Source organism: Bowdeniella nasicola, from assembly GCF_900107735.1.
Lineage (GTDB): Bacteria > Actinomycetota > Actinomycetes > Actinomycetales > Actinomycetaceae > Bowdeniella > Bowdeniella massiliensis.
The window spans coordinates 1-21,602 of the sequence record NZ_FNQV01000013.1; the positions used below are offsets into that span (position 1 = coordinate 1).

The window sequence follows — 21,602 nt, forward strand, 5'->3', positions numbered from 1 at the left end:
TTCGCGGCCGGATCATCCCCGCTCACGCGGGGAGCACGAGGTTGAGTCGCTCTGCGGCGACTTCGGGGTCGGATCATCCCCGCTCACGCGGGGAGCACACTCGCGATTATAGTGAAAAACCCTCTCCTAATTGCCTATTCCGTTCAGTCCTTAGGCGCGAACCATTCTCATTTTCCGATCGGTTTCCGCCCATACCTGCGTCGACGGGCCGCGATACTCCAGGACTCTGGCGGTGAACGGTCAGCTCCTGGTGAGGCTGTTAATCCTGCCGCGAAGGGCTGACGGATGAGGGTAAGTCCGTCTACATCGACCGGGATCTTGTCGTGCCCCAGAACGTCGAAACCATAGCCCTGTTCAGACGTGTCGCTGAACGAAATAATCGCACGACCACTCCCGAGGTGGTCCTCGATCAATTGCCAGATCTGCTCCCGTACCCGTCGTGAGACATCTCCGACGTACACGCCCGGGGCTATCTCCAAGAACCATCTCGTTAGCTCGCCACGCAGTGAACTAGGAGCTGCCGTCAAGACTAACGTTACGTGTCCCATGGGTCCGACCAATTTGCTCCACCAGCAACTGCGCCTTGCTGATAGTCCCAAAGCGAAACTATCGTCGCATCAGCGACAATGTTCGTTCCAAGGCACTCCTGGATATCCCGGACAATTACCGGAATCAATCGACATTCATGCATCAGCTCCCGCATCTGCCGTCGGACTTCGCGGAGCAAATCCGGGACCTCCTCACTCACCAATCTGAAGGCCAGTGGCAGGGAGACTTCAGCCTTGTATAGGTCAGCAATGTCGTAGACGAACGACCGTGCGTGACCCGAGTGAACGATTCCAAGCCCCGGGCTGCACCCCAGTCCGACAACCACCGCGTGAACTAGCCCGTACAACGAGGCATTTGCCGCCGAGATTGCGGCATTGATTGGATCTGCTGCATCGAAGTCGTCAGCTTCGTAGCTTCTGCCATCCCACCGGACTTCGAACTGCTTTGCCAATGACCGATACAGGCGGGACATGCGGGCGCCTTCACGACCTCGCAGCTGCTGCATTGTCAGAGAGCCAACGTGCTCCCCACCGAATCGCTTCAGATACATCCGTCTTGCAACTTGGAGTCGCTCATTCTTGTTAGTGGCTGCCTTCGCCTGCGCCTCAGCTAACCGAGAGGTTGCAGCAAGGCTTCGACCATGGGCGTAGTACCGAACTCCTCTTTCGCCAACCCAAACCGTAGTGGTGCCACATTCCGCCAACAGGACCATTGCCTGATGACTGATTGATGTACCTGGACCGAGCATCAAGACTGAGAGAGTAGCCGCGGGGATGTACGTCGTGCCCTCTGCGTTTCTGGCGGTTACAGCCCCATCTTCTCGATGAACGACGCAGTGTTCAAGATAGAGAAACGTGAGCCGGTCCTCGATACGAGGGAGTGCTTGTAGGGGGACTGGAGGCAATCTAGGCATGCCAGCTCGTTAGTTTCGTTGCGCTAACGTCATGAGCCCACACCCGTAAGCTTTCGCCCTTCCGATGCCACGCGTCAGTGCTTCCCTGAGCATGTCGGCGTCTCTCACTTCGAACGACCCTTCAAAAACGGCCTTAGCGATTGTGACCCGCGCTCCCTTTCTGTGAAACACCATCCGTTCCCGCTGAGTCAACTGTACGTTGGGCATCGCGTCCAGCGACTCCAGAAAGCTAATACCGATCGCTTCTTGGCGATCGATCAACCACTGGCGTTGCTGTTCCGCCGTCACATGCGCATAGACCTTGCCTCGGCCCTGACTCGCGTCTGACATCGAGCGTCGAACTGGATTTGCCGCAAGTCGGAAGGAGAATCTCTGTCCCGCAGTCAAGGAGTTCAAAATGGGCGAGTAGTCTCGGGTTTCCCATTCGCTCGTGGTGGGCCAGCCTGCCTGCTCAACAATGTGCGTCAAGTCCGGCATCGCGGCTGAAACGATATAAAGCGCAGGCGAGTTGGGGCGAGGATCTAGCCGCCATAAGGGCCTCCCCCTCGTTTCATCATGTACTTGAGGTGAGAAACTCGCCATGACAGCCGCATGCATGGCCTGCGGTGATCCAATGAGTTTCCGAGCCCCTCGACGCGCCGCATTGAGGTAGAGCCGCGTCAGAAACATCAGTGTCCTCCTACGGTCAATGACATGGGGTCATGCCTGTCTGAAGGTGCATCTAGCAACGAGATTGTCCACGACGTGGTTCGACGCCAGTCGTATTGACGATTAGCGGGATCGAATGACCGCGGCACATCTTGGACCAGCTCGGTATCTATTCCAGATGTCCTGGTGGCTACTCCTTGGTCAGCGATGATCCGCGCTCGGTAACCTTGCTGCCGGCCACACTGCTGTTGGAACCAGGTCGGTGCGTGCCAGGGTTCACCCTCGATGACGTCTCCGAGAGGTCCGTCCCTAAGTCCTAGGCTCAGCGGGAATGCCGGTGGGCATGATCGTCGTCCGAGAAACAGGGTGAAGACCGGTGATTCCACCGCAGCCTTTATCCCCTCGATGAGGCCATCAGGACCCTCGATTCCGGCCACGAACACGGCATCAGACAGGTAGTAGCGGTGGGACAGTGGCATCGAGCGGCCCGCTCGATTATGGGCGGTATGAAAATCGCGCACGAGTTTTCCTGGCTTGTCCACCCTCACCGCTAACTGGAGATCGAGAAGGTCTTCTAGAGGATCACTCCGTCGTCGCCCTTCTGCGGCAGCTATGAGGCCTAGAATGCCGCTTTTTGATGGATAGTTACGGGTTTCCCGGACATTGAACCGTGAGCTCACTCCCCACGATTGGAGAGGTCCCGCTAGCTTCAGAAGCAGTGTGCTCATGACGCAATATCTGAGCTTCCGAGGGTGGTTGTGAGTTTCTCGGCAAGCTCTGGGAACGAGACCCTCTCACCTAGCTCTGCTAACGCTTCGGCATGGGTGTCGAGCGTTACTACGAACGAAGCTTCTGGAGTCATTCGGTAGGTAGATTCGATCTCCTTAGCGAAATTCGCGATTGCTGATACAGACTTTTCGGTGTAGCCCGACTGCGTGGTCGCGCGAACGGGCGTCTCAAAGGCCCCCACATAGGAAATCGGCTGCGAAGAACGGACCGTAACAATCACTGCTGCAGGGAGCGTGAAGTTTGCGAACGTGTTCACCTTGCCTGTCGGCATTGAGGTGATGAAGGCCTCCGCGAATGCCTTGACCGCAGCGATTGCTGAATCAGTCGTGCCGAGATTCTCAACTAGCTGGTCCATGTTAATGGTGGCATAACGGTAGAGAGTTGCCGAAGCAAACTCCACTGTGCCCATCATGCCTGCGCCTGCGTCGGCATCTTCCGCTTGAGCCTTGACGTCGTCGACTGCGGTGAAGAAGTCAAACTCCGTCTCTGCGGGATGAGTTGAGATCGCGTGCGCCACCTGGCACGCCGCATCAACGTTCCCGTCCGGCCAATCCGCAACCATGCGACCGAACAGTGCAAGATCGATGGAGTTATCGGCCCTCAAGACAGCTTTCGCGGTCTTCTTATCAATCTCTCGTTCTTCACGGACCGAGTCGATGGCTTCTTTCGCAAGGAGATCGATCTGAGCATTCGACAGGAAGAGCAAATACCCCGTTACCTTCTTGGCTTCACCCTCCTTTCTCCCTCGCGGCAACTCGATCTTGATACCTGTGGCTTTAACTACCTCTTCGGCCAGTTCCTCGGCGCGATCAGTTAGGTCATCTGCCTGCTCGTTGATTGACTTCTCGACCAACTCCACTGCCTGAGCAGTTCGCGTTCCCCTCTCACGTCGGTCGATGACCGCCTCGAATTTCTCGCGCGTAGCGCGCTTCCACGCTTGGCTCGAGACGCGAAGGCGCGCTACGCCGCCATAAAAGGCACTCTTCGGCGAACCGTTGTCGTCGCGGTTGATACAGCTTGGCGGAGCATCCTGGACAATGTGGAAATCGATGAACGTACTCATGACAGTTTTTCCTTCTCCCCTGCCGGAAGTCCGGCAAACTGGCGCGCCCACTTTAGACGCACGGTTGAGGCCCCTCCCGGAGCTTGGAATTGGTAGAGATCGCTTGCTAACTCCCCGTAGTCGAAAGCGATTCCTTCCGACCGGAGCTGACCAATGAGTCCACGCAGATGGTGGACAAGTTCTCGCTCGGTCGTCGCGGTAACGGCTGCATCAAATCGCCGCCGGACCGCTTTGCTTTGGCCCTCGTTGTCACGCTTTCGATAGGCGAGTTCACCAACTGCGCGCGACAGTGTTCGCTTTTGCGTGTGCATCGGGTCGTTCCGTGATTGTTGATGCCACGAATACAGTGTCAAAGCGTCATGTACTGCGCGCTCGCTCCACGTGGGTGTATCAAATGGAACGTCGGCGTCAGCAGGCACTGATGTCAACTCCCATACTTCCGGGTTTTGACCCGGGCCCAGCGCGAATCCCTTGCGCAGAGCAGCTAATGCGCCTCGTTCCGATGAACCACCGGATAAGTAACCTTCCTGTAGGCGTAATACCCGTCCCGCCACGAGGTGGCGAATCTGGGAGCGACGTGAATACGTCGGCGCTCGATCACTTACTGTCATGTCCAACCTCACTGTCTTCGTTCTTTGGATAGGCATCGGGAAGCGTCTTCTTCAAAGCTGCATGGAACCACGCATTTGCCCTTCCCGCATCACCGGAACTATTTCCTCGCAGCGCTGCCAACGGCGCTCTGGCGAATATCGTTTCGCCCGCTGCTGTTGCTCGAGCTCGCAAATGCCGTTGCCAGCTGATTGTTCGCGTGACCCGATCCGCGCTATCTTGTGCGAGCCATTCCCTGAACTCCGGCTCGAGTTCGTACAAGAATTCCCGCCGGGATTCGTCTCGAATGGCCCCTGCCTTGTCAGGCTCCGCGCCAGCTGCCTGCGCAATATTGGCCGCGAATCTTCCTACGAGGTATGCCGTTTCTGTCGTGGCATCGAGTGCCACTTTGATGGCAAGGATCAGCTGCGGGTCACCTGTAAGGGCCGAAAGCGGAAGCGCTATCTCGTCCACGACAAGGTCGTCGAACACCGCTTCGTTTGATCCGTACTCCATAGTCAGAATCGAGACCGGGTAGATGAGCTGGTGCGCTGAGAGTTCTTCAAACTCTTGGGCGAGCTGACTGAACCATGACAGCGTTCCGGCTGGGAGCATGGCGGCCCCAGATCCACCTGAACGCCTCGGTGTCTCTCCAGCGATTTGCGGAAGGAGTGCCCGTAGCCCCCGCCACATCACCTGTTGTGCCGAGAACTTCTGCGGCATGTACACATCTGCCTTGTGCTTATCGCTTTGAGGCTTTGAATACCTCCACGCGGTCATCGGCTCAACGGTCTGGCGGTTCTGCGGAGTAATACGATCTCCCTGGCACACGAGAACTCCCGTAACTGACTCGGCCCCATGGAGTCGAATCCGGCGGGATTGCCACGTGTAAGTATTGACCGGGCCAGTCGGGCTTATGCCGTCGACGTCGGCTGTGGTCTGATCGTCTGGCTCCCGTTCCCATGGTGGAAGATCACGGGCTAGGTCCCAATCAGTAAGTCCCGTTCCATCGTGATCCCGTGCCACGAGGTTATAAAGAAGCGTCTCCCAGAGAGTCGAGCCCACAACGTATACGATGCCCAGCTGCCCTGCCCACCCGGTTCCGATTCCATATCCTCTTCCACCCTTTACCCGAGGGTCGCCTACTGCCCCAGAGTGGATTCCAGAGATATCGTATGCGTGGCAAGCCACTAGCCAGCGAGCAGCTTCCGCCCAACTCATCGTTTCTAAGCCTTTTCCTCTGCGCAGCGTAAAGAACTTCTCGCTTGCAGGAACATCCTGCAGGACGGCCTCGATGCCTTTGAACTCTCCACTCTTTGTTCGCAGGTCTGCGACTTGGAAGAAGGGTTTAACCGGATCTCGAAGATCGAATCTCTCGCGGTGGTCCTCCAAGTAGAGGCTGACCGTTTCTAATGTCGCTTGCGGATCAGTGAAGATCTCGTACCAGTGGTCAATATCCGTTGGTCCCTCAACTGCACGATGCATGATCGCAAGACAGAGCCTGAGGATGGCGACGTCCTGTGTTGGCAAGTCCCCCGATAACCTAGCGATCCGCTCAGCAGACTGGAACAGTTCCAGGAGTCCGACCTCCCTTACCTCATCATCCACTGTCATGACACGAATCCACGGTTCCGTCAAGAGATCGAATGTTGGCCGCTCATTCATGTGGAACTTCCTCCAGTCCTCGTTCAACGCTGTACCTCAAACGTCGTCCCACGAGTGTGCATTCTCCGGAATACAACGGCAGTACCAGCTGGCCCCGAAGAATCGGAGACTCTTGCCATGTGGCGTATCGACTATTTCGTTCGAGTTCGTCGAGGACCTGATCTATTCGATCACTCCAACCGAATGCGGGAGGAAGTCGAACCATCGACTCTGCAAGCGTGCGTGCCAACCGATGCGGTGGACATTCCATCGTCGGGATCTCTTCACCCCCTAGATGTGGGAGGGTGCGAAGCACCCTCTTGTCATCGACGTCGATGAGAATCACCTCTATGGCTTCCTGTCCATCTCGGACGGCTACTTGAGCTCGATATCCGTCAGACTCCTCTGACGATACGTCCATTGTGTGCCAATCGAAGAGAGAAGTTCGTGCGGTTGGAGTTCTAGGTTCTTCCAGCGCAAACGTATTGGCGGCCCGGAGTCTCGTCTCCAGCGACTTTTCGTAGCGCGTTTGCCAACGAACTAGCATTTCTTGCCAGGGATTAGACAGCTTGATCTCCCTCGGGCCGTAGACGTCTTCCATCAATCTCGATACATCATCCGGAACGGCAAGCGGTCGCCCCTCATGCAGCAAGGGAAGGATTGATGCTGCTGTTCGAATGAGTTCTCCTGGCGAGTAGATGGCTCGCGAACCCGGCTCGAGCGGAAATGGTCGGGTGTCGTCTGTGCCCGTCCCTGCGACATAACAGGTGGGGTTGGATAGGCGTTTGGGTCGCTCGCGCCCGGGGTGCCTGTGGATTCTGCCAATACGCTGGATCAGCAAATCGATTGGGGCAAGATCCGTGACAAGAACATCAAAATCGACGTCGAGTGATTGCTCGACAACTTGAGTGGCCACGACTATTGCGCGATGAGGGCGGTGATCGCCGGCGCTTTTACCAAACTTCTCCAGTAGTTCACGATCTCGATTCTGGCGGTCCCGAACTGTAAATCTCGAATGCATGAGGGTGACGTCGTTCGGAAAAGCCTGGGACAGAAAGTCGTAGGTGTCTTGAGCTCGTTTAACGGTGTTCCTGATGACCAACGCGCACCCGCCGTCAACCAATAGTGAACTCAGGAGATCCTCGAGATTATCATCGGCGTTGGAAGCACACAGTTGTGTTCTGGCCGGAATCGCATCTCCTCTGTCGAGGGCGAGATGTCGCAGACCAGAGTCGTCGCATGTTGTGATTGATGGATACGGAACATCCTCACGTTCATTCGCAGATTCTTCTGTCTGCCGGAAGTGACCTGCCGTAATCGCGCCACGCTGGTACGCCTCAACAAATCTCTGTCGCGTCGGCTGTGACAGTGTCGCGGAGAGCATAATGACCGGCACGGCATGAGCTCCCAGCCACGATAGTGCTCGCTCAAGAAAGACATTCATGTAGGAGGAGAAGGCATGGACCTCGTCGAGAACGACAACTTTTCTCGAGAGGCCAAGATGCCTGAGCTCAACAAACCTAGACTTCAGTGCGGCAAACAGGACGTGATCGATGGTCGAAGCTACAAAGTCGGCGAGTACAGACTTCCGACGTCCCGACAGCCACGGCAAGATCGCAATTCTTCGCGCAGCGCTGTGCACGTCGCGCCCCATATCGACCGGTTCATCGAGTGAGGGCAACCGGCCCATAAGGTCATCATGAATTTGCCAACCGACGCGTCGAAGCCGATCGGCTGAAGATTCCAAGCTCTGTTTTCCATGTTGGAGTGAGGCGGCATAAACGCCTTCCCCGTAGACAGCGCTGGTCCGCTCGAGCCAGTTCATCATCCGCCGGAACATCGCGTTTGTTGTCGCCTGAGTTGGCAGCGCGAACAACACGCCTGATCTTCCGGTCCGTGCCGCTAACACCTCTGCTGCTAACAGCGCAGCTTCGGTCTTACCCGAACCTGTCGCATCTTCGAGGATGAGGAGACAGCCCGACGTTCCTACCGTCCGAGCCTGTTCAACCAATTCCTGTTGAGCGATCGTTGCCTGTGCAGAGTCGGGAAATCCAAATCTCGACTTCAAAGCATCGGAGGCCGAATCTCTCGAGTCCTTCGGATTCCACGGTGGCGGCAGCTCAAACCTCGTGATTGCCGAGTCGGCGCGGGTTCTCATGCTGTCCGGCTCCCCCAGCCGGCGACCGGAATCGTCGATGCCAATCAGCGGAAAGTACTCTGGATTGGACGATAGCCAATCTGCCACCTCTACCAAGGCAAGAATCAGCACAAGGATCGGCTGCGGCCAGCGAAAACCCTGCGGAATTACTTGATCGATTGAGGCTCTCTTCGCTGCGTCGTCAATTATCTCGCGCTGCCGTATCCACCAGGTGTCGTCCCCAATAAGTTCTGTGAAGTGTTGGACCACGCTCATGCTGCGACGCTCTACCGGGAATCCGTGATGGGCTCCCACAACTGAAGCGAGTGGACGTAGCTGTCTCAAGCCCTCTTCTGCGAAATACCGGTCTACCAGTACCGCGGAGACCAACCCGTGGGGCGCAAGCGACCGTGTGTTCGTATCTGACGGCGGAATAGTTAAACCTTCATCTTCGAAACGACTCCGTAGCGCTTCGACCTTTCCGGCGAAACTCGGCGCAAGCTTCCCGATATCGTGTGTCCCGGCGCAAAAGATGCACAGCGAGCGGAACCTTTGCCATGCGTCACGTCCCTCACCAGATTGGTCAATCGAACCAAAAGCAGATTCGGCCGCAGTTTTAACCGACGGTCCAACCCAGCTATCAAGGAGAAACTCCATCGCAGCTTCGGCGTCACGTAGGTGGGTGGTCAGGGGCAGCCATTGCTCAACAAACCCTGTCATTGGCCATGACTTTGACCATCCGACCATTGACTACTCCTAAAGCTGCGATGCCTCTCCATATTGTAGTCCACATCACTACAAGTCAGGTATGGGCCGATTACGCGTTTGTGTTATCGCCGACGCTGAGCCTGATCTATCCGAGCACTGCGCGCATGACGAGCTCGGGCGGTTCATCCTCCTCGTGCGGCGCGGGACCAACAACGAGGAACCCGAGCTTCTCGTACAGGCTCCGAGCGGCATCATTATCGACCCGAACGTTCAGGTAGAGATGGTCGCTTTCAACTTTCGCCCACTGTGCGACGGCGCCAATGAGCGCCTCGGCTACACCTTTCCTCCGGCAGGACGGGCGCACCCAAAGCGAGATGAGAAAACGCTGGCCGCTCGCGTCGTCGATGTGTCCTGCTGCGAGCCCGCACGGCTCGCCAGCTACGCTCGCGATCACGAACATCGGGCCGTCGCTCAGGCGTCGCCGCCACGCCACTTCGCTCGCGTTCACCCAGTCGTCATAGCGCGATCCGAAGGCTTCAGGCGATTGCTGCAGGGCAGCAAGGCGTAGTTCCCGCCATGCCTGCCAGTCATCGGGCGTGATGGTCCGGACCTCAACCTGGGAGCCGGTAGCCATCGGCTAGATCTGCTCCGCGATCGGGTCCTTAATGCTCTCGCGCACGAGATTCCAGGCGACGATCGTCCCGGGTAGCCACCCGGAGCGGCGACCGACCCTCCCATCCGGCGCGGGCATCCGGTAGCGCGCAAGCGTCGTGCGGTCAATCGCTAGATAGTTCGCCACGTCGAACGGGCCCCAGTACTCGATCGGCTCACCGCCGAGGACTGCGCCGTCGTTGCCACGCTCAGCACCCCACCACTCGATCGTCTCCGGCAGCCAGCCCTCGAATCCCTCTCCGAAGGTGGCATCGGGCCGCGGCAGCGGGTGCCACTGGAAGGCCGAGCGTTTCACGCCCGCGTGCTCGGCGGCCTTCGTTACCGTCAGGTACTCGATGGTCTCGCGCGGCAGGGCGTCGGCGATGACACTGCGCAGGTGGGCCGCAACGGCCGCGGCATCGTTGCTGGTGGGCCCGGCGAGCCCGCGGCGCTGCAGGTAGCTCGAGAGGTGAGCCGTCGTATCTGTCATGGGCACACTGTACGCGCCGGCTCGGACACGCTAGTCCTCGCGGGGTGCTTTGAACGTCGCGGCTGCGGCGGCGGTCTGCCGGTAGGCGCCGCGGCGGTGCCAGATAAACATGCCCAGGCCGATGAACACGCCGCCGCCGACGATGTTGCCGAGGGTTACCGGCAGCAGGTTGTCGAGGAAGAAGGCGGGGATTGTCAGCGCATCGACGTTCGCCGATGAGTTCACGGCGGCCATAACGTCGGTGGCGCCCTCGGCCTTGATCATGAGACCGAGCGGGATCATGAACATGTTGGCGACGGAGTGCTCGAAGCTGGTCGCGACGAACAGCGCGATCGGCAGGGTGATCGCCACCATCTTGTCCGTTACTGATTTGCCCGCGAAGCCGGCCCACACGGCGAGGCAGACGAGGACGTTACACAGGATGCCGAGGAAGAAGGCCTGGACGAACGTGTGGCTGACCTTGGCGACGGAGGACTCGATGACGACGGCGCCCCAGCCGCCGGCGGAATTGTGGTGGGTTCCCGACAGGAAGATCGTGAGGGCAACGAGCAGCGATCCAGCAAAGTTGCCGAGGTAGACGACGCCCCAGTGCGCGAGCAGGCGGCCGGCCGGGAGTTTCTTGTCCATGCCGGGCAGCAGCGTCATCGTCGTCGAGGTAAACAGGTCCGCACCCAGGATGATGACGAGCGCGAGGCCGGTGGAAAATACGACGCCGCCGAGCACGCGCGCGACGCCATAGGGCAGCTGATCGGCGCCGACCTGGCTCGTCGTATAGAACACGAAGCCGATCGCGATGAGGGCGCCGGCAAACATCGCGGAGACGAAGGTCGTGCGCCAGGGCGTCGTTGCCTTTTTGATGAGGCCCGCTTCGGCGATGTCGGCGATTTCGGATGGCGAGGGGATCATACCTACCAGCCTAGAGCGGCTAATTTCTCCACTTCCACTTCCTTCGTGGTGCCCCAGATCACACAGAGACGCCAATGTGCCTTATTCTTGACCAGCAGGGGCCAGTGTCGCGAGCACGGCCCCTATCGAACACCCAGAGGGGAGGCATGATGGAGGACAGCTCCCGTGCCCCGGTCGTGAAGTTTCCGAAGGATCGCTCGGCCTCGTATCACGCTGCCCTGTTCTATATCGTCGCGGCGCGTGAGGAACTCGAGTTCGAGGGGATCATCGACCTGCCGCCGCTCGGGACGCCGCTGCGGCTCACGCCCCCGGTCAACCTGCCCGAGCACGTCCACGATTTCATCCGGCACGCCTGGGAGCAGACCGAACCGCTGCTCGTGAACGTTGGGGAGACGGCGATGACGCCGACCCACATTCGCCACGGGATCGCGGCCGGTTGGCAGCTCGTCGCCGAGGATCCGCACCTGGCGTTCTCGTCCTCCGAATATGAGCGGTGGCGCACGATCATCACGACGCGGTTCTTGCCGCCGATGCTCGACTCGCGCCCGCATTGGCCGCCGCCGCTGCAAACCCAGCTCAACCACTTCGGGCCGAGCTGGGAGGACGTAAAGGTCTCGGCCGGTTGGGATCCTGTCGAGCCCGTCGAGCCGCTACCGCCCGCCGCGCCGCTGCTCGATGACGACTACCGCACGGCGTACTTGGAGTCGCTCGCCCAGTACCTCAAGCACTGCGACGCGATCGGGGCGCGGCCCGCGCAGGCACGCTATAAGGGCTGGGCCGGCACCGAGCTGGACGCCGGGCGGCTGCATCCGAGCGTCTCGACGCTGCGGATCACCTTCGGCTCCTGGACGCGGGCGCTTTCCCTCGCGCGCGAGCTCTAGGCCGAAAAGTCGGTGATGACGACCTTGCCTTCGATGGCGCCATCGGCCATGTCGGTGATCGCCTCGGGCAGCTGAGACAGCGTAATCTCGCGGTCGATCAGCGGGCGCAGCTCGGCCTGTTCCATGAGGCGGCCGAGTTCCACGAGCTCGGCGCGGGTGCAACCCGTCGAGCCGATGATCGAGAGTTGCTGGAAGAAGATCCGGTGCAGTTCGGCGTCGACATTGCCGCCGGTCGTCGCGCCGCACGTGACGACCGCGCCGCCGGGCTTTAAGCAGCGCAGCGAGTGCCGCCACGTCGCAGCGCCCACGTTATCGACGACGACGTCCACGCGCTCGGGCAGCTTTTCGCCCGATTCGAAGGCGGCGCTCGCGCCGAGGTCGAGGGCGGTGGCACGCTTGTCGGCGGTCCGGCTTGTCGCCCAGACGCGCGCGCCCATCGCGGCGCCGAGCGCGATCGCGGCCGAGTTCACCCCGCCCGTCGCGCCCTGCACGAGCAGGCTCTGGCCGGGCCCGAGGCCCGCGCGGCGCAGCATCCGGTAGGCGGTCCCCCACGCGACGGGCACGCACGCGGCCTCGGCGAAGGACAGGTGCGCGGGCTTGTCGATGAGGCAGCGCTCGGGCACGTGCAGCACCTCGGCGAAGGTGCCGTCGTGGCGTTCGGATAGCAGCGCCCGCTTGGGGTCGAGCGTCTCGTCGCCCGCGCCGCGATCCGCGTCGGCAATGACCGGCAGGATCATGACCTCACGGCCGTCATCGGTGACACCGGCGCCATCGCAGCCGAGGATCAGGGGCAGCACGGCCGGATCCTGGCCGACGCCGCGCAGCGTCCACACGTCGTGCATATTGAGCGAAGCGGCGCGCATGTGCACGCGCGCCCAGCCGGGCGACAGGTCGCGCTCGGCGACGTCGGTGATCTCGAGCGCAGCGAGGATGTCATCGGGGCGGTGGGAGGTGACTACGGCAGCACGCATGGGCTCATCATATGAGCCGGATCTGCCCTCTAGGTGAGAATGTGCCGCGTGCTGCCAGGTGGAACAGCGGTTGACTGGCGGTGCTTTTCATTGTTTGGCACGAAAGCGTGACCGGGCGCGCGGAACGGTGAAAAGCTGGAGGCAGCCAGCGCATCACTGAGCCGTTGCCCCCGACGAAGGAGTTGAGTTCGCATGACTGCACCAACCGACGAAACTGCTGAGGCACCAGAGGTCAAAACCCCGCCCATCGGCAAGCTCGAGCGGCCAGATAACCTCGCCACGACACTGGACGTTTCAACCATGGTGGATCCCGACGGCGGCCTCGTCGATCGCGGCATTTTCACCGAAGAGGCGGTCTACAAGCAGGAGATGAAACGCATCTTCGCTCGCTCCTGGCTGTTTTTGGCCCACGAGGATCAGTTCAAGCGCCCCGGCGACTTCTTCCAGACCTTCATGGGCGAGGATCCGATCCTCGTCTCGATGAACCGCAAGAAGGAAATCAAGGCGTTCTTGAACTCCTGCCGCCACCGCGGCGCCCGCGTCTGCCGCGCGGATTTCGGCACGACGAAGAACTTCACCTGCACCTACCACGGCTGGTCTTTTGACCTCGACGGCAATCTCGCCAACGTCCCGAACGAGTACGCCTACGGCGAGGGCTTCGATAAGAAGGACTGGGGCCTCGTCGAGGTCCCGAACGTCCAGTCCTACAAGGGCCTGATCTTCGGCAACTGGGACCCGAACGCGATCCCGCTGGAGGACGCGCTCGGCGATCTGCGCTGGTACCTCGATGCGTTCATCGATCGCGATCCGGAGGGCACGACCGTCGTCGGCGGCGTCATGAAGTGGGTCCTTGACGGCAACTGGAAGCTCGCGGCCGAACAGTTCGCGACCGACTGGTACCACGTCAACATGTCGCACGCCTCCGCGCTCATGGTCATGAGCCCGACGGGCCGCGGCCCGAAGAAGGAGATCGCGGAGCGCCCCGGCAAGCAGTTCGTCTCCCCCAACGGCCACGGCGCCGGCTTCCCGGTGCACGAACGCAACCGCTTCGATAACTCCGTCGTACACGACTACTACGACTACGACGCGCTACGCGAGCGCCTCGGTGACAAGCGCGTGACCGGCCCGATGACCAACGGGCACGCCACCGTCTTCCCCTCCTTTAGCTACCTGCCCGTCAACGGCTCCATCCGCGTGTGGCACCCCAAGGGTCCGAACAAGATGGAGGTGTGGGCCTGGACGGTGCTCGATAAGTCGATGCCGGAAGAGGTCCGCGAGGCCCAGCGCCTGCACAATCTGCGAACCTTCGGCCCCTCGGGCATCTTCGAGCAGGACGACGGCGAAAACTGGTCGGAATGCCAGGCGATCGCGGGCGGCTTCATTACTAACCGCGTCGCCCTGAACTACCAGATGGGCATCGGAACCGAGAAGGAAGATCCCGACTACCCCGGCACCACCTCCGAACTCTTTTCGGACGCGGCCGGTCGTTCGTTCTACCGTAAGTGGCGTGAACTCATGTCGACCCCGGCATGGCATGAAAAGGAAGGCAACTAACCATGAGTGAGGGAATCAAGGTCGCATCCATCGACGATGTCGAGGAAGGCGAGGCGATCGTCGTCGAACCGGAGGAATCCGGCTTCGAAGCCAAGATCGCAGTCTTCCATTCCGATAACGACGAGTGGTACGCCCTCGATGACACGTGCACCCACGCCGACGCCTCGCTCGCCGATGGCTGGATCGAAGGCGAGGAGGTCGAGTGCCCGATGCACACGGCGCGCTTCTGCCTGCGCACGGGCAAGGTGCTGTGCATGCCCGCCACCGAGGACATGCGCACCCATAAGGTCGAGGTGCGCGGCGAGGACGTCTACCTCTTCCCCGGCACCCCCGCGGAAGGCGACTGAGCCATGAGCGTGTCATCGGTCGTCATTATTGGCGGGGGAATCTCCGGCTTCTCCTGCGCCCGCGAACTGCGCGCCGGCGGCTTTACCGGCAGCCTCACGATCGTCGATCCCGAAGGCCTGCCCTATGACCGCCCGCCGCTGTCCAAGGAACTGCTGACGGGAGAGTTCGCCACCGATGACACGCTCCTGGCGCCCGCCAGCTGGTATGAGGACAACGACGTCGCGATTGTCACCGACCGCGCCGATCGCATCGAACCCGATACCGGGCGCATCGTGCTCGAATCCGGCGACGCGCTGCAGCCCGATGCCATCGTCCTTGCTACCGGCGGCAGCGCGCGCCGCCTGGCGATCCCCGGCGGGGACCTGCCCGGCATCCTGACGCTGCGCACCAAGGCCGACTCGCTCGCGCTGAAGGAGCGGTTGGTTCCGGGCGCTCGCGTCGCGATCATCGGCGCCGGCCTCATCGGCGCCGAGGTCGCCTCCACGGCCGCGAAGAACGGCTGCGAGGTCACGCTCATCGATCCGGCGCCGATCCCTCTGGTGCCGGCCGTCGGCCCCGAGATCGCCGAGGCGTTGCACGCGATGCACGCCGAGCACGGCATCACCTGCTTTACCGGCCTGCCAACCGAGATCACGCACGACGGCGAGGCCTTCGCGATCGATCTCGACGGCGCGCACGATACCGAAGGCAAGACGATGATCGCGGCCGACGTCGTCCTCGTCGCCATCGGCATCGACACCTACTGCCCGCTCGCGGCCTCCGCCGAACTCGAGCAGGAGGGCGGCGTCCTCGTCGACGCCGGCGGGCGCACCAGCAACGAACGGATCTGGGCGATCGGCGACGTCGCGCGACTGCGCAACGAGGACGGCTCGCTCGCCCGGCGCCACGAACACTGGGAGTCCGCCGCCAACGATGGTAAGGCCGCCGCGGCCTCCATCCTGGGCGCCGAGCTGCCGAAATTTGGCTCCTCCTGGTTCTGGTCCGACCGCCACGGCGTGCACGTCGAGGGCATCGGCCTCATGAGCGAGCCCGGCACAACGGTCATCCGCGAGGTCGAGGGCCGCCCCCAGCTCGCATTCCGCGTGGCCGACGACGGCCGCGTCATCGGCGCCGTCGCGATCGATGGCGGCATGGCCGTCCGCGCCGCCCGCCGCATCATCGACCGCGGCAAGATCGTCGATCCCGCGGACCTCGCCAACCCCGACATCGACGTTAAGAAATTGGCACGTTAACCCCCTAGGAGCAGCATCATGACGTCCCAGCCCAACGAACACGTGGTCGGCGCCGCCGGTGCGGTCGCCACCGATGACCTGGAAGGCAGCCTCGTCGATCTCGAGACGTGGTACCGCCTCCAGCAGTTCTACTTCTACGAGGCCGAACTGCTCGACGACGGCCGCTTCGCCGACTGGCTGGAACTCTTCGACGAGGACCTGCACTACTGGGCGCCCACCCGCTCCAACCGGATGCGTCGCCAGCAGGCGCTGTCGATCGCGAAGGAAAACGAGGCCGCGTTCTACGACGAGACGAAGGACTCGCTGGCCTGGCGTATCCGCCGCTTCGACTCCGGCATGGCCTGGGCCGAGGATCCGCCCTCGCGCACGCGCCACCTCATCTCCAACCTCACCGCCCGCCACAGCGGCGAGGGCGAGCTGACCGCGCGCACCAACTTCATCGTGTGGCGCTCCCGCCTGGAGCGCGAACAGGACTGGTACGCCGGGGAGCGCCGCGACGTCGTGCGTATCGGTGAGGACGGCTCCTTCAAGGTCGCCAAGCGCCGGATCCTGTTCGACGTCAACGTCCTCATGGTCAAGAACATCTCGACGTTCTTCTAGCCCATGAGCCCGCGCCTGCCTGCTACCGCCGCCCTCGTTACGGGGGCGGCGTCCGGGCTGGGCGCCGCGATCACCGAGCGCTTCCTTGCCGAAGGCGCCTCCGTCCTGGCCCTGGACCGCGACACGAGCGCGATCGCCCCCCGCGAGGGCCTCGTCACCTACGAGGCCGACGTGCGCGATGGCGCGGCCCTGGCCGACGCGGTCGCGATGTGCGAGGCGCGTTTCGGCGGCCTCGACGTCCTCGTGCCGAACGCCGGCATCTGGGACTACCAGCGCCGCCTGACCCACCTGAGCGCCGCCGAGCTTTCCGACGCCTTCGACGAGATCATGCGGATCAACGTCCTCGGCTATCTGCTCGCCGCCCAGGCCGCGGCCGCCGCGCTGCAGGCCTCCCGCGGCGCGATCGTCATGACGCTGTCCAACGCCTCGTTCTACGCCGCGGGCGGGGGCGCGCTCTATACCGCCTCGAAGTTCGCGGCCCGCGGCCTCGTCATCCAGCTCGCCCACGAATTCGCCCCTCGCGTGCGCGTCAACGGCGTCGCGATCGGTGGGGTGCGCACCGGATTGTCGGGCCCCGCCACCCTCGGGCTCGATGACCGCTCGCTCGCCGATTCCTTCGATCGGCGCGGGCCCGGGCCCAACCCCTACATCCCGCTGCACGATTCGCCCACGGATCCGCAAGCGTTTACCTCGCCGTACGTCATGCTCGCCGCCCGCGAGGAATCGGCCATGATCACCGGCTCCATCATCCGCGCCGACGGCGGCATTTCCGCCCGAGGGTTTTATTCCGCCGCCCAAGGAGATCAACAATGAAGATCGATCACTCGCTTACGGCCTCGATCGACGAGATCGACCTCAACCCCGCGAGCTTCCTCGCCCGCAACGCGCATTTCACGCCGAATAAACTCGCGCTAATCTACGAAGATCAGGAGCTGACCTACGCCGAGTTCACGCGCAACGTCAAGGCGATCGCCTCGCGGCTGCGCGCCTCGGGCGTCAAGGACGGCGACCGCATCTTCTACCTCGGCATGAACTCGGCCGCGTTCCTCGAAACGATGTTCGCCACCTGGTGGCTCGGCGCCGTCTTCACGCCGCTGAACTTCCGCCTCGCGCCCGCCGAAATCTCCGAGCTGCTCGTGCGCGGCACCCCGCACTCGATCATCGTCGAATCCTCCCACGCCGAGGTCCTCTCCCACGTCTACGGCGCCCAGCGCCACCACATCTTCCTCATCGACAACGACCCGGCCGTCGAGGCCGCCGCGGGCGCCCCGCCCTACTGGCACCGTGCCTCGGAGGTCTTTGGCGACGTCAGCGAGGATCTGCCCGCCCCCAAGCAGGTCGGGATGCGCGATCTCGCGCTGCTGCTGTTCACCTCGGGTACGACGGGCGTACCGAAGGGCGTGCAGCTGACGTTCGGCAATATCTGGTGGAACTCCGTCAACGTCGATACCTCGGTCGATACCCGCGTCGGGGACATGAACCTCGCCGTGGCGCCGATGTTCCACATCGGCGCACTCAACTCCTTCACGATCCGGGCCTTTGAGCGCGGCAACACGACCGTCGTGCGCCGCGCGTTCGATCCCGTGCGCACGCTGAAGGACATCGAGGACTTCGCCATCAACTCCGCCTTCGTCGTGCCCGCCCAGCTGCTCGTCATGAGCAACCAGGCCGAGTTCGAGGGCGCGGACCTCACCTCCATGCGCGCCACAATCTGCGCGGGCGCGCCCGTGCCGCCCGTCATCATCGCGAAGTATGCGGAAAAGGGCGTGGACGTCCAGCAGGCGTGGGGCCTGACGGAGACCTCGCCGTTCGCTACCTACCTGCCCGCGGCCATGACGAAGGAGAAGACGGGCTCCTGCGGCATCTCGATGCTGCACACCGAGGTCAAGCTCGTCGATCCCGTCATGCTCGAGGACGTGACGACGCCCGGCGAAACCGGCGAAATGTGGGTACGCGGCCCGAACGTAACCCCCGGCTACTGGAACGCGCCCGAAGCCAACGAGGCCGCCTTCCACGAGGGCTGGTTCCGCTCCGGGGACATCGGCTACGCCGACGAGGACGGCTACCTCTTCATCGTCGATCGCCTCAAGGACATGATCATCACCGGCGGCGAGAACGTCTACCCCGCCGAGGTCGAGCGCGTCCTCATCGAATACCCCGGCTGCTCCGACGTCGCCGTCGTCGGTCAAAAGGACCCGAAGTGGGGCGAGAACGTCGTCGCCGTCATGGCGATGGAGGGCGGCGCCAAGCCCACCATTGAGCAGGTGCGCGAATTCTGCGACCGCCACCTCGCCCGCTACAAGCTGCCGAAGAAACTCGTGCTCGTCGACGCCGTCCCGCGAAACTCCTCGGGCAAGCTCGACAAGCGCTCGATCCGTGACATGGTGGCCTCGGGGGCCACCGAGATCCAAGGTTAGGAAGGACCCGCAATGACGCGCCAAGAGCTACCCGGAATTTTCTACTCCGATGACCGCCCCGGCGACGAATTCGAGGTGAGCACCGCGCCGGGCCCCGAGGGCTGGGAAACCTCCTATCAGGTCACGCGCGAGGGCGCGGACCTGGGCTCGGTGGCCGTGCGCCACACGCTGACGGGCCGCCTGTCGGAGGCCTACCCCGTCGGCGCCCGCGACCTGGAGGTCGAGGTCCACACGGAGGATCCGCAGGCCCTGTGGGCCGCCACGCACGAGATCTTCGAGCACGATAGCGCCTGCCGCCGCATCGTGCTCGCCACGAATGCGGGCGATATTCCGGCGATCGACTTCGGCGAGCGGGCCGGCTACCGCTATGTCGTCGACGTCGAGATCCCGGGCGATATCGAGCTCTCGCTGCTCGTGGCAGAGCCCGAGTGGGTGCTGAAGGAACCGCGCGCGATCGAAACGCGCGCCGGCCACTAGGAGGCTGCAATGACCGTCGTTGACAACCCAGCGGGCGATCCCTTCATCGAACGCTGGAACGAGTTTTACGAGGGCGTCAATGACGTCGCCGCGACGCTCGCCCTCTACCCCGTCTCCGGTACCCCGGAGGAGGTCGTCGTCGGGATGCCGCTGCGCCGCGAGGTCACCCAGCCCGCCGGGATGTATTCGGCGCCCGCGATGTTCGGGCTCGCCGATGTCACCGGCACCTGGCTCGCCATGCTCAACGTCGCCGAGGGCGTCTTCCCGCTGGCCGTGCAATCCTCGATCAACGTCGTGTCCAACACGAAGTCCGGGGACGTCACGGCCACCGCCACGATCGTGCGCGCCGGGCGCACCCTCATCGTCACCGATACCAAAGTTTGCGATGAACATGGCAAGCTTTTGACCAACGTCGTGACGACCTACGTGGTCACCCAGCGCTAAAACGCTGCAGCCGACCGGGCAATCCTCGCGCGAGGGTTGCCCGGTCGTTTTTTACGCGCTGTATACCATCTCTATGACCCCGGTCACGTTCCGCTAGGTGGAACAGCCTCAGCGAGACTATCGGCGTTAACCGAAGAATCAGGTCACCCCTACAATCGACATCGGCCCAGCGAAGGGCCCCTGCACCGGGAGAGACCATGTCAGATATCACCGCCACCACGAAGGTCGGCCGCGCCCCCGAGGGGAGTGCTCAGCAAAAGAAGGAGTCGCGCCGCGCGCTGGCCTCCTCCTTCCTCGGATCGACCGTCGAATACTACGACTTCCTTTTGTACGGTGCCGCGGCCGGCATCGTCTTCCCGCCGCTGTTCTTCTCCGAGCTCGACCCGGCGATGGGCACCTTCCTGTCCTACGTCATCCTGTTCACCGGCTACATCTCCCGCCCCATCGGCGGTCTGCTCTTTGGCCACTTCGGTGACCGCTTCGGCCGGAAGAACATGCTGTTCATTACCCTCATGGTGATGGGCTTCGTCTCCATCGGGATCGGCCTGCTGCCGACCTACGGCGCTATCGGCGTCGCTGCCCCACTGGCACTCGTCTTCCTGCGCATCACCCAGGGCTTTGCCGTCGGCGGCGAATGGGCGGGCGCCACCCTCATGGCGATGGAACACTCCACCAAGAAGTCCCGCGGCTTCGGCGCCTCGATCGCCGTGACCGGCGGCCCGACCGGCGCCGTGCTCTCCACCCTCATGCTCGGCCTGTTCGCTACCCTGCCCGATGAGCAGTTCTTCTCCTGGGGCTGGCGCGTACCCTTCCTGCTGTCGGCCGTCATCGTGTTGATCGGTCTGTACCTTCGCCTGCGCGTGACAGAGTCGCCGGACTTCGAAGAGGCTAAGCACCATGGCTTCACCGAGCGCGCGACGCCGCTGAAGCAGATGTTCACCAAGTACCCCAAGGAAGTCATCACGGGCTCCCTGGCCGGCGCTGCTCCCCTCGCAGTTCAGGCCCTGCTCATGGTCATCATGGTCCCCTACGTCGTGCAGGCCTCCGAGGGCGCTATCACCCGCGACTCGGCCCTGTTCATGCTGACCGTGTCCTCTGTGCTGCACATCTTCACGATCCCGTTCTTCGCCTGGGTCTCAGATAAGGTCGGCCGCAAGCCCGTCATGCTCGCCGGCGCGCTGTTCTCGATGATCGCGATCTGGCCCATGTTCCTCATGTTCTCCTCGGGCAAGCCGATCCTCGTGGGAATGGCCTTCATCCTCGGTAACCCGATCATCCAGGCCTCCATGTACGGCCCGATCGGCGCGTTCCTGTCCGAAAAGTTCGAGACCAACGCCCGCTACACCGGCTCCTCCCTCACCTTCCAGATGGGCTCGGTCCTCGGCGCCGGCCTCATCCCGCTGGTGGCCAACCGCTTCCTGCAGTCCGGCGACGTGTACAACACCGACGGCATCTGGAGCGTTGGTATCTACCTCGTCATCCTGTTCGCGATCTCCGGCGCGGCAGTGGCCCTCTCCAAGGAAACCCACCCCCGTCTGGCGCGTGAAGAGGCCAAGCGCGGCTAACTCCATGCCAGTAAGTGGCGGCGGTCG

The 21,602-nt window shown here is 62.3% G+C and carries 22 protein-coding genes; 10 read left to right on the forward strand and 12 right to left on the reverse strand.

The annotated features are described in order from the left end of the window. Nucleotides 1-167: 167 nt before the first annotated feature. The 11 genes from cas2e to BLU67_RS09785 all read right to left on the reverse strand — a co-directional run bounded on the left by cas2e (nucleotide 168) and on the right by BLU67_RS09785 (nucleotide 11,086). A complete protein-coding gene (gene cas2e / locus BLU67_RS09735; RefSeq protein ID WP_092565428.1) occupies nucleotides 168-548 on the reverse strand; it encodes a type I-E CRISPR-associated endoribonuclease Cas2e in 381 nt (126 codons plus the stop codon). Continuing rightward, nucleotides 536-1,462: a type I-E CRISPR-associated endonuclease Cas1e gene (gene cas1e, locus BLU67_RS09740; protein ID WP_092565430.1), complete on the reverse strand. Its 927-nt coding sequence runs from the start codon at nucleotides 1,460-1,462 to the stop codon at nucleotides 536-538. The genes cas2e and cas1e overlap by 13 nt, the downstream gene beginning before the upstream one ends. Nucleotides 1,463-1,471: 9 nt before the next feature. Then, a complete protein-coding gene (cas6e, locus tag BLU67_RS09745) occupies nucleotides 1,472-2,131 on the reverse strand; it encodes a type I-E CRISPR-associated protein Cas6/Cse3/CasE (RefSeq protein WP_092565432.1) in 660 nt (219 codons plus the stop codon). Beyond that, complete coding sequence (gene cas5e, locus BLU67_RS09750) at nucleotides 2,131-2,838, reverse strand: type I-E CRISPR-associated protein Cas5/CasD (RefSeq protein ID WP_092565434.1); 708 nt, start codon at nucleotides 2,836-2,838, stop codon at nucleotides 2,131-2,133. The genes cas6e and cas5e overlap by 1 nt, the downstream gene beginning before the upstream one ends. After that, nucleotides 2,835-3,962 (reverse strand): type I-E CRISPR-associated protein Cas7/Cse4/CasC, encoded by a 1,128-nt coding sequence (gene cas7e, locus BLU67_RS09755; RefSeq protein ID WP_092565436.1) that lies wholly within the window; start codon nucleotides 3,960-3,962, stop codon nucleotides 2,835-2,837. Before cas7e ends, cas5e begins: the two co-directional genes overlap by 4 nt. Next, the gene (gene casB, locus BLU67_RS12710; RefSeq protein WP_092565438.1) at nucleotides 3,959-4,609 is read right to left on the reverse strand and encodes a type I-E CRISPR-associated protein Cse2/CasB; all 651 of its coding nucleotides are present in this window, start codon (nucleotides 4,607-4,609) and stop codon (nucleotides 3,959-3,961) included. The genes cas7e and casB overlap by 4 nt, the downstream gene beginning before the upstream one ends. Continuing rightward, entirely contained in the window at nucleotides 4,560-6,215 is a 1,656-nt protein-coding gene (gene casA / locus BLU67_RS09765) for a type I-E CRISPR-associated protein Cse1/CasA (protein ID WP_092565440.1), read from the reverse strand. Before casA ends, casB begins: the two co-directional genes overlap by 50 nt. Continuing rightward, nucleotides 6,208-9,078 (reverse strand): CRISPR-associated helicase/endonuclease Cas3, encoded by a 2,871-nt coding sequence (locus tag BLU67_RS09770; RefSeq protein WP_092565442.1) that lies wholly within the window; start codon nucleotides 9,076-9,078, stop codon nucleotides 6,208-6,210. Before BLU67_RS09770 ends, casA begins: the two co-directional genes overlap by 8 nt. Nucleotides 9,079-9,184: 106 nt before the next feature. Next, on the reverse strand, nucleotides 9,185-9,673 hold the full coding sequence (locus BLU67_RS09775) for a GNAT family N-acetyltransferase (RefSeq protein WP_092565444.1): 489 nt from the start codon (nucleotides 9,671-9,673) through the stop codon (nucleotides 9,185-9,187). A gap of 3 nt (nucleotides 9,674-9,676) precedes the next feature. Then, nucleotides 9,677-10,180 (reverse strand): hypothetical protein, encoded by a 504-nt coding sequence (locus BLU67_RS09780; protein WP_092565446.1) that lies wholly within the window; start codon nucleotides 10,178-10,180, stop codon nucleotides 9,677-9,679. Nucleotides 10,181-10,210: 30 nt separating this feature from the next. After that, on the reverse strand, nucleotides 10,211-11,086 hold the full coding sequence (locus BLU67_RS09785; protein WP_092565448.1) for a formate/nitrite transporter family protein: 876 nt from the start codon (nucleotides 11,084-11,086) through the stop codon (nucleotides 10,211-10,213). Nucleotides 11,087-11,232: 146 nt separating this feature from the next. On the opposite strand from BLU67_RS09785, the gene BLU67_RS09790 reads away from it, so the two are divergent. Further along, nucleotides 11,233-11,967 carry a hypothetical protein gene (locus tag BLU67_RS09790; RefSeq protein ID WP_092565450.1) on the forward strand — a complete coding sequence of 245 codons (735 nt, stop codon included), beginning with the start codon at nucleotides 11,233-11,235 and terminating at the stop codon, nucleotides 11,965-11,967. On the opposite strand, the gene BLU67_RS09795 is transcribed toward BLU67_RS09790, so the two are convergent. Further along, nucleotides 11,964-12,938 (reverse strand): zinc-binding dehydrogenase, encoded by a 975-nt coding sequence (locus BLU67_RS09795; protein WP_092565452.1) that lies wholly within the window; start codon nucleotides 12,936-12,938, stop codon nucleotides 11,964-11,966. The genes BLU67_RS09790 and BLU67_RS09795 overlap by 4 nt on opposite strands. A gap of 192 nt (nucleotides 12,939-13,130) precedes the next feature. Here BLU67_RS09795 and BLU67_RS09800 point away from each other — a divergent pair, with 192 nt between their 5' ends. From BLU67_RS09800 to BLU67_RS09840, 9 genes are all read left to right on the forward strand, one after another. Continuing rightward, a complete protein-coding gene (locus BLU67_RS09800) occupies nucleotides 13,131-14,492 on the forward strand; it encodes an aromatic ring-hydroxylating dioxygenase subunit alpha (protein WP_092565454.1) in 1,362 nt (453 codons plus the stop codon). Nucleotides 14,493-14,494: 2 nt separating this feature from the next. Continuing rightward, nucleotides 14,495-14,839 (forward strand): bifunctional 3-phenylpropionate/cinnamic acid dioxygenase ferredoxin subunit, encoded by a 345-nt coding sequence (locus BLU67_RS09805; RefSeq protein WP_092565456.1) that lies wholly within the window; start codon nucleotides 14,495-14,497, stop codon nucleotides 14,837-14,839. Between the two features lie 3 nt (nucleotides 14,840-14,842). Beyond that, nucleotides 14,843-16,072, forward strand: coding sequence for an NAD(P)/FAD-dependent oxidoreductase (locus BLU67_RS09810; protein WP_176780775.1), 1,230 nt, complete (start codon nucleotides 14,843-14,845; stop codon nucleotides 16,070-16,072). A gap of 18 nt (nucleotides 16,073-16,090) precedes the next feature. Then, nucleotides 16,091-16,672, forward strand: a complete 582-nt coding sequence (locus BLU67_RS09815; protein ID WP_092565458.1) for an aromatic-ring-hydroxylating dioxygenase subunit beta — start codon at nucleotides 16,091-16,093, stop codon at nucleotides 16,670-16,672. Between the two features lie 3 nt (nucleotides 16,673-16,675). Then, complete coding sequence (locus tag BLU67_RS09820) at nucleotides 16,676-17,485, forward strand: SDR family NAD(P)-dependent oxidoreductase (RefSeq protein WP_092565460.1); 810 nt, start codon at nucleotides 16,676-16,678, stop codon at nucleotides 17,483-17,485. Next, complete coding sequence (locus tag BLU67_RS09825) at nucleotides 17,482-19,089, forward strand: AMP-binding protein (protein ID WP_092565462.1); 1,608 nt, start codon at nucleotides 17,482-17,484, stop codon at nucleotides 19,087-19,089. The genes BLU67_RS09820 and BLU67_RS09825 overlap by 4 nt, the downstream gene beginning before the upstream one ends. Before the next feature lie 12 nt (nucleotides 19,090-19,101). Next, nucleotides 19,102-19,566, forward strand: coding sequence for a hypothetical protein (locus BLU67_RS09830; RefSeq protein ID WP_092565464.1), 465 nt, complete (start codon nucleotides 19,102-19,104; stop codon nucleotides 19,564-19,566). A gap of 9 nt (nucleotides 19,567-19,575) precedes the next feature. After that, the gene (locus BLU67_RS09835; protein WP_092565466.1) at nucleotides 19,576-20,010 is read left to right on the forward strand and encodes a PaaI family thioesterase; all 435 of its coding nucleotides are present in this window, start codon (nucleotides 19,576-19,578) and stop codon (nucleotides 20,008-20,010) included. Nucleotides 20,011-20,207: 197 nt separating this feature from the next. After that, nucleotides 20,208-21,575, forward strand: coding sequence for an MFS transporter (locus BLU67_RS09840; protein WP_092565468.1), 1,368 nt, complete (start codon nucleotides 20,208-20,210; stop codon nucleotides 21,573-21,575). The last annotated feature ends 27 nt before the right edge of the window (nucleotides 21,576-21,602 follow it).

Excerpts from the sequence above, each read along its gene's own strand:
- cas2e (WP_092565428.1), bottom strand. The coding sequence starts at position 548 with ATGGGACACGTAACGTTAGTCTTGACGGCAGCTCCTAGTTCACTGCGT.
- cas1e (WP_092565430.1), bottom strand. The coding sequence starts at position 1,462 with ATGCCTAGATTGCCTCCAGTCCCCCTACAAGCACTCCCTCGTATCGAG.
- cas6e (WP_092565432.1), bottom strand. The coding sequence starts at position 2,131 with ATGTTTCTGACGCGGCTCTACCTCAATGCGGCGCGTCGAGGGGCTCGG.
- cas5e (WP_092565434.1), bottom strand. The coding sequence starts at position 2,838 with ATGAGCACACTGCTTCTGAAGCTAGCGGGACCTCTCCAATCGTGGGGA.
- cas7e (WP_092565436.1), bottom strand. The coding sequence starts at position 3,962 with ATGAGTACGTTCATCGATTTCCACATTGTCCAGGATGCTCCGCCAAGC.
- casB (WP_092565438.1), bottom strand. The coding sequence starts at position 4,609 with ATGCCTATCCAAAGAACGAAGACAGTGAGGTTGGACATGACAGTAAGT.
- casA (WP_092565440.1), bottom strand. The coding sequence starts at position 6,215 with ATGAATGAGCGGCCAACATTCGATCTCTTGACGGAACCGTGGATTCGT.
- BLU67_RS09770 (WP_092565442.1), bottom strand. The coding sequence starts at position 9,078 with ATGGTCGGATGGTCAAAGTCATGGCCAATGACAGGGTTTGTTGAGCAA.
- BLU67_RS09775 (WP_092565444.1), bottom strand. The coding sequence starts at position 9,673 with ATGGCTACCGGCTCCCAGGTTGAGGTCCGGACCATCACGCCCGATGAC.
- BLU67_RS09780 (WP_092565446.1), bottom strand. The coding sequence starts at position 10,180 with ATGACAGATACGACGGCTCACCTCTCGAGCTACCTGCAGCGCCGCGGG.
- BLU67_RS09785 (WP_092565448.1), bottom strand. The coding sequence starts at position 11,086 with ATGATCCCCTCGCCATCCGAAATCGCCGACATCGCCGAAGCGGGCCTC.
- BLU67_RS09790 (WP_092565450.1), top strand. The coding sequence starts at position 11,233 with ATGATGGAGGACAGCTCCCGTGCCCCGGTCGTGAAGTTTCCGAAGGAT.
- BLU67_RS09795 (WP_092565452.1), bottom strand. The coding sequence starts at position 12,938 with ATGCGTGCTGCCGTAGTCACCTCCCACCGCCCCGATGACATCCTCGCT.
- BLU67_RS09800 (WP_092565454.1), top strand. The coding sequence starts at position 13,131 with ATGACTGCACCAACCGACGAAACTGCTGAGGCACCAGAGGTCAAAACC.
- BLU67_RS09805 (WP_092565456.1), top strand. The coding sequence starts at position 14,495 with ATGAGTGAGGGAATCAAGGTCGCATCCATCGACGATGTCGAGGAAGGC.
- BLU67_RS09810 (WP_176780775.1), top strand. The coding sequence starts at position 14,843 with ATGAGCGTGTCATCGGTCGTCATTATTGGCGGGGGAATCTCCGGCTTC.
- BLU67_RS09815 (WP_092565458.1), top strand. The coding sequence starts at position 16,091 with ATGACGTCCCAGCCCAACGAACACGTGGTCGGCGCCGCCGGTGCGGTC.
- BLU67_RS09820 (WP_092565460.1), top strand. The coding sequence starts at position 16,676 with ATGAGCCCGCGCCTGCCTGCTACCGCCGCCCTCGTTACGGGGGCGGCG.
- BLU67_RS09825 (WP_092565462.1), top strand. The coding sequence starts at position 17,482 with ATGAAGATCGATCACTCGCTTACGGCCTCGATCGACGAGATCGACCTC.
- BLU67_RS09830 (WP_092565464.1), top strand. The coding sequence starts at position 19,102 with ATGACGCGCCAAGAGCTACCCGGAATTTTCTACTCCGATGACCGCCCC.
- BLU67_RS09835 (WP_092565466.1), top strand. The coding sequence starts at position 19,576 with ATGACCGTCGTTGACAACCCAGCGGGCGATCCCTTCATCGAACGCTGG.
- BLU67_RS09840 (WP_092565468.1), top strand. The coding sequence starts at position 20,208 with ATGTCAGATATCACCGCCACCACGAAGGTCGGCCGCGCCCCCGAGGGG.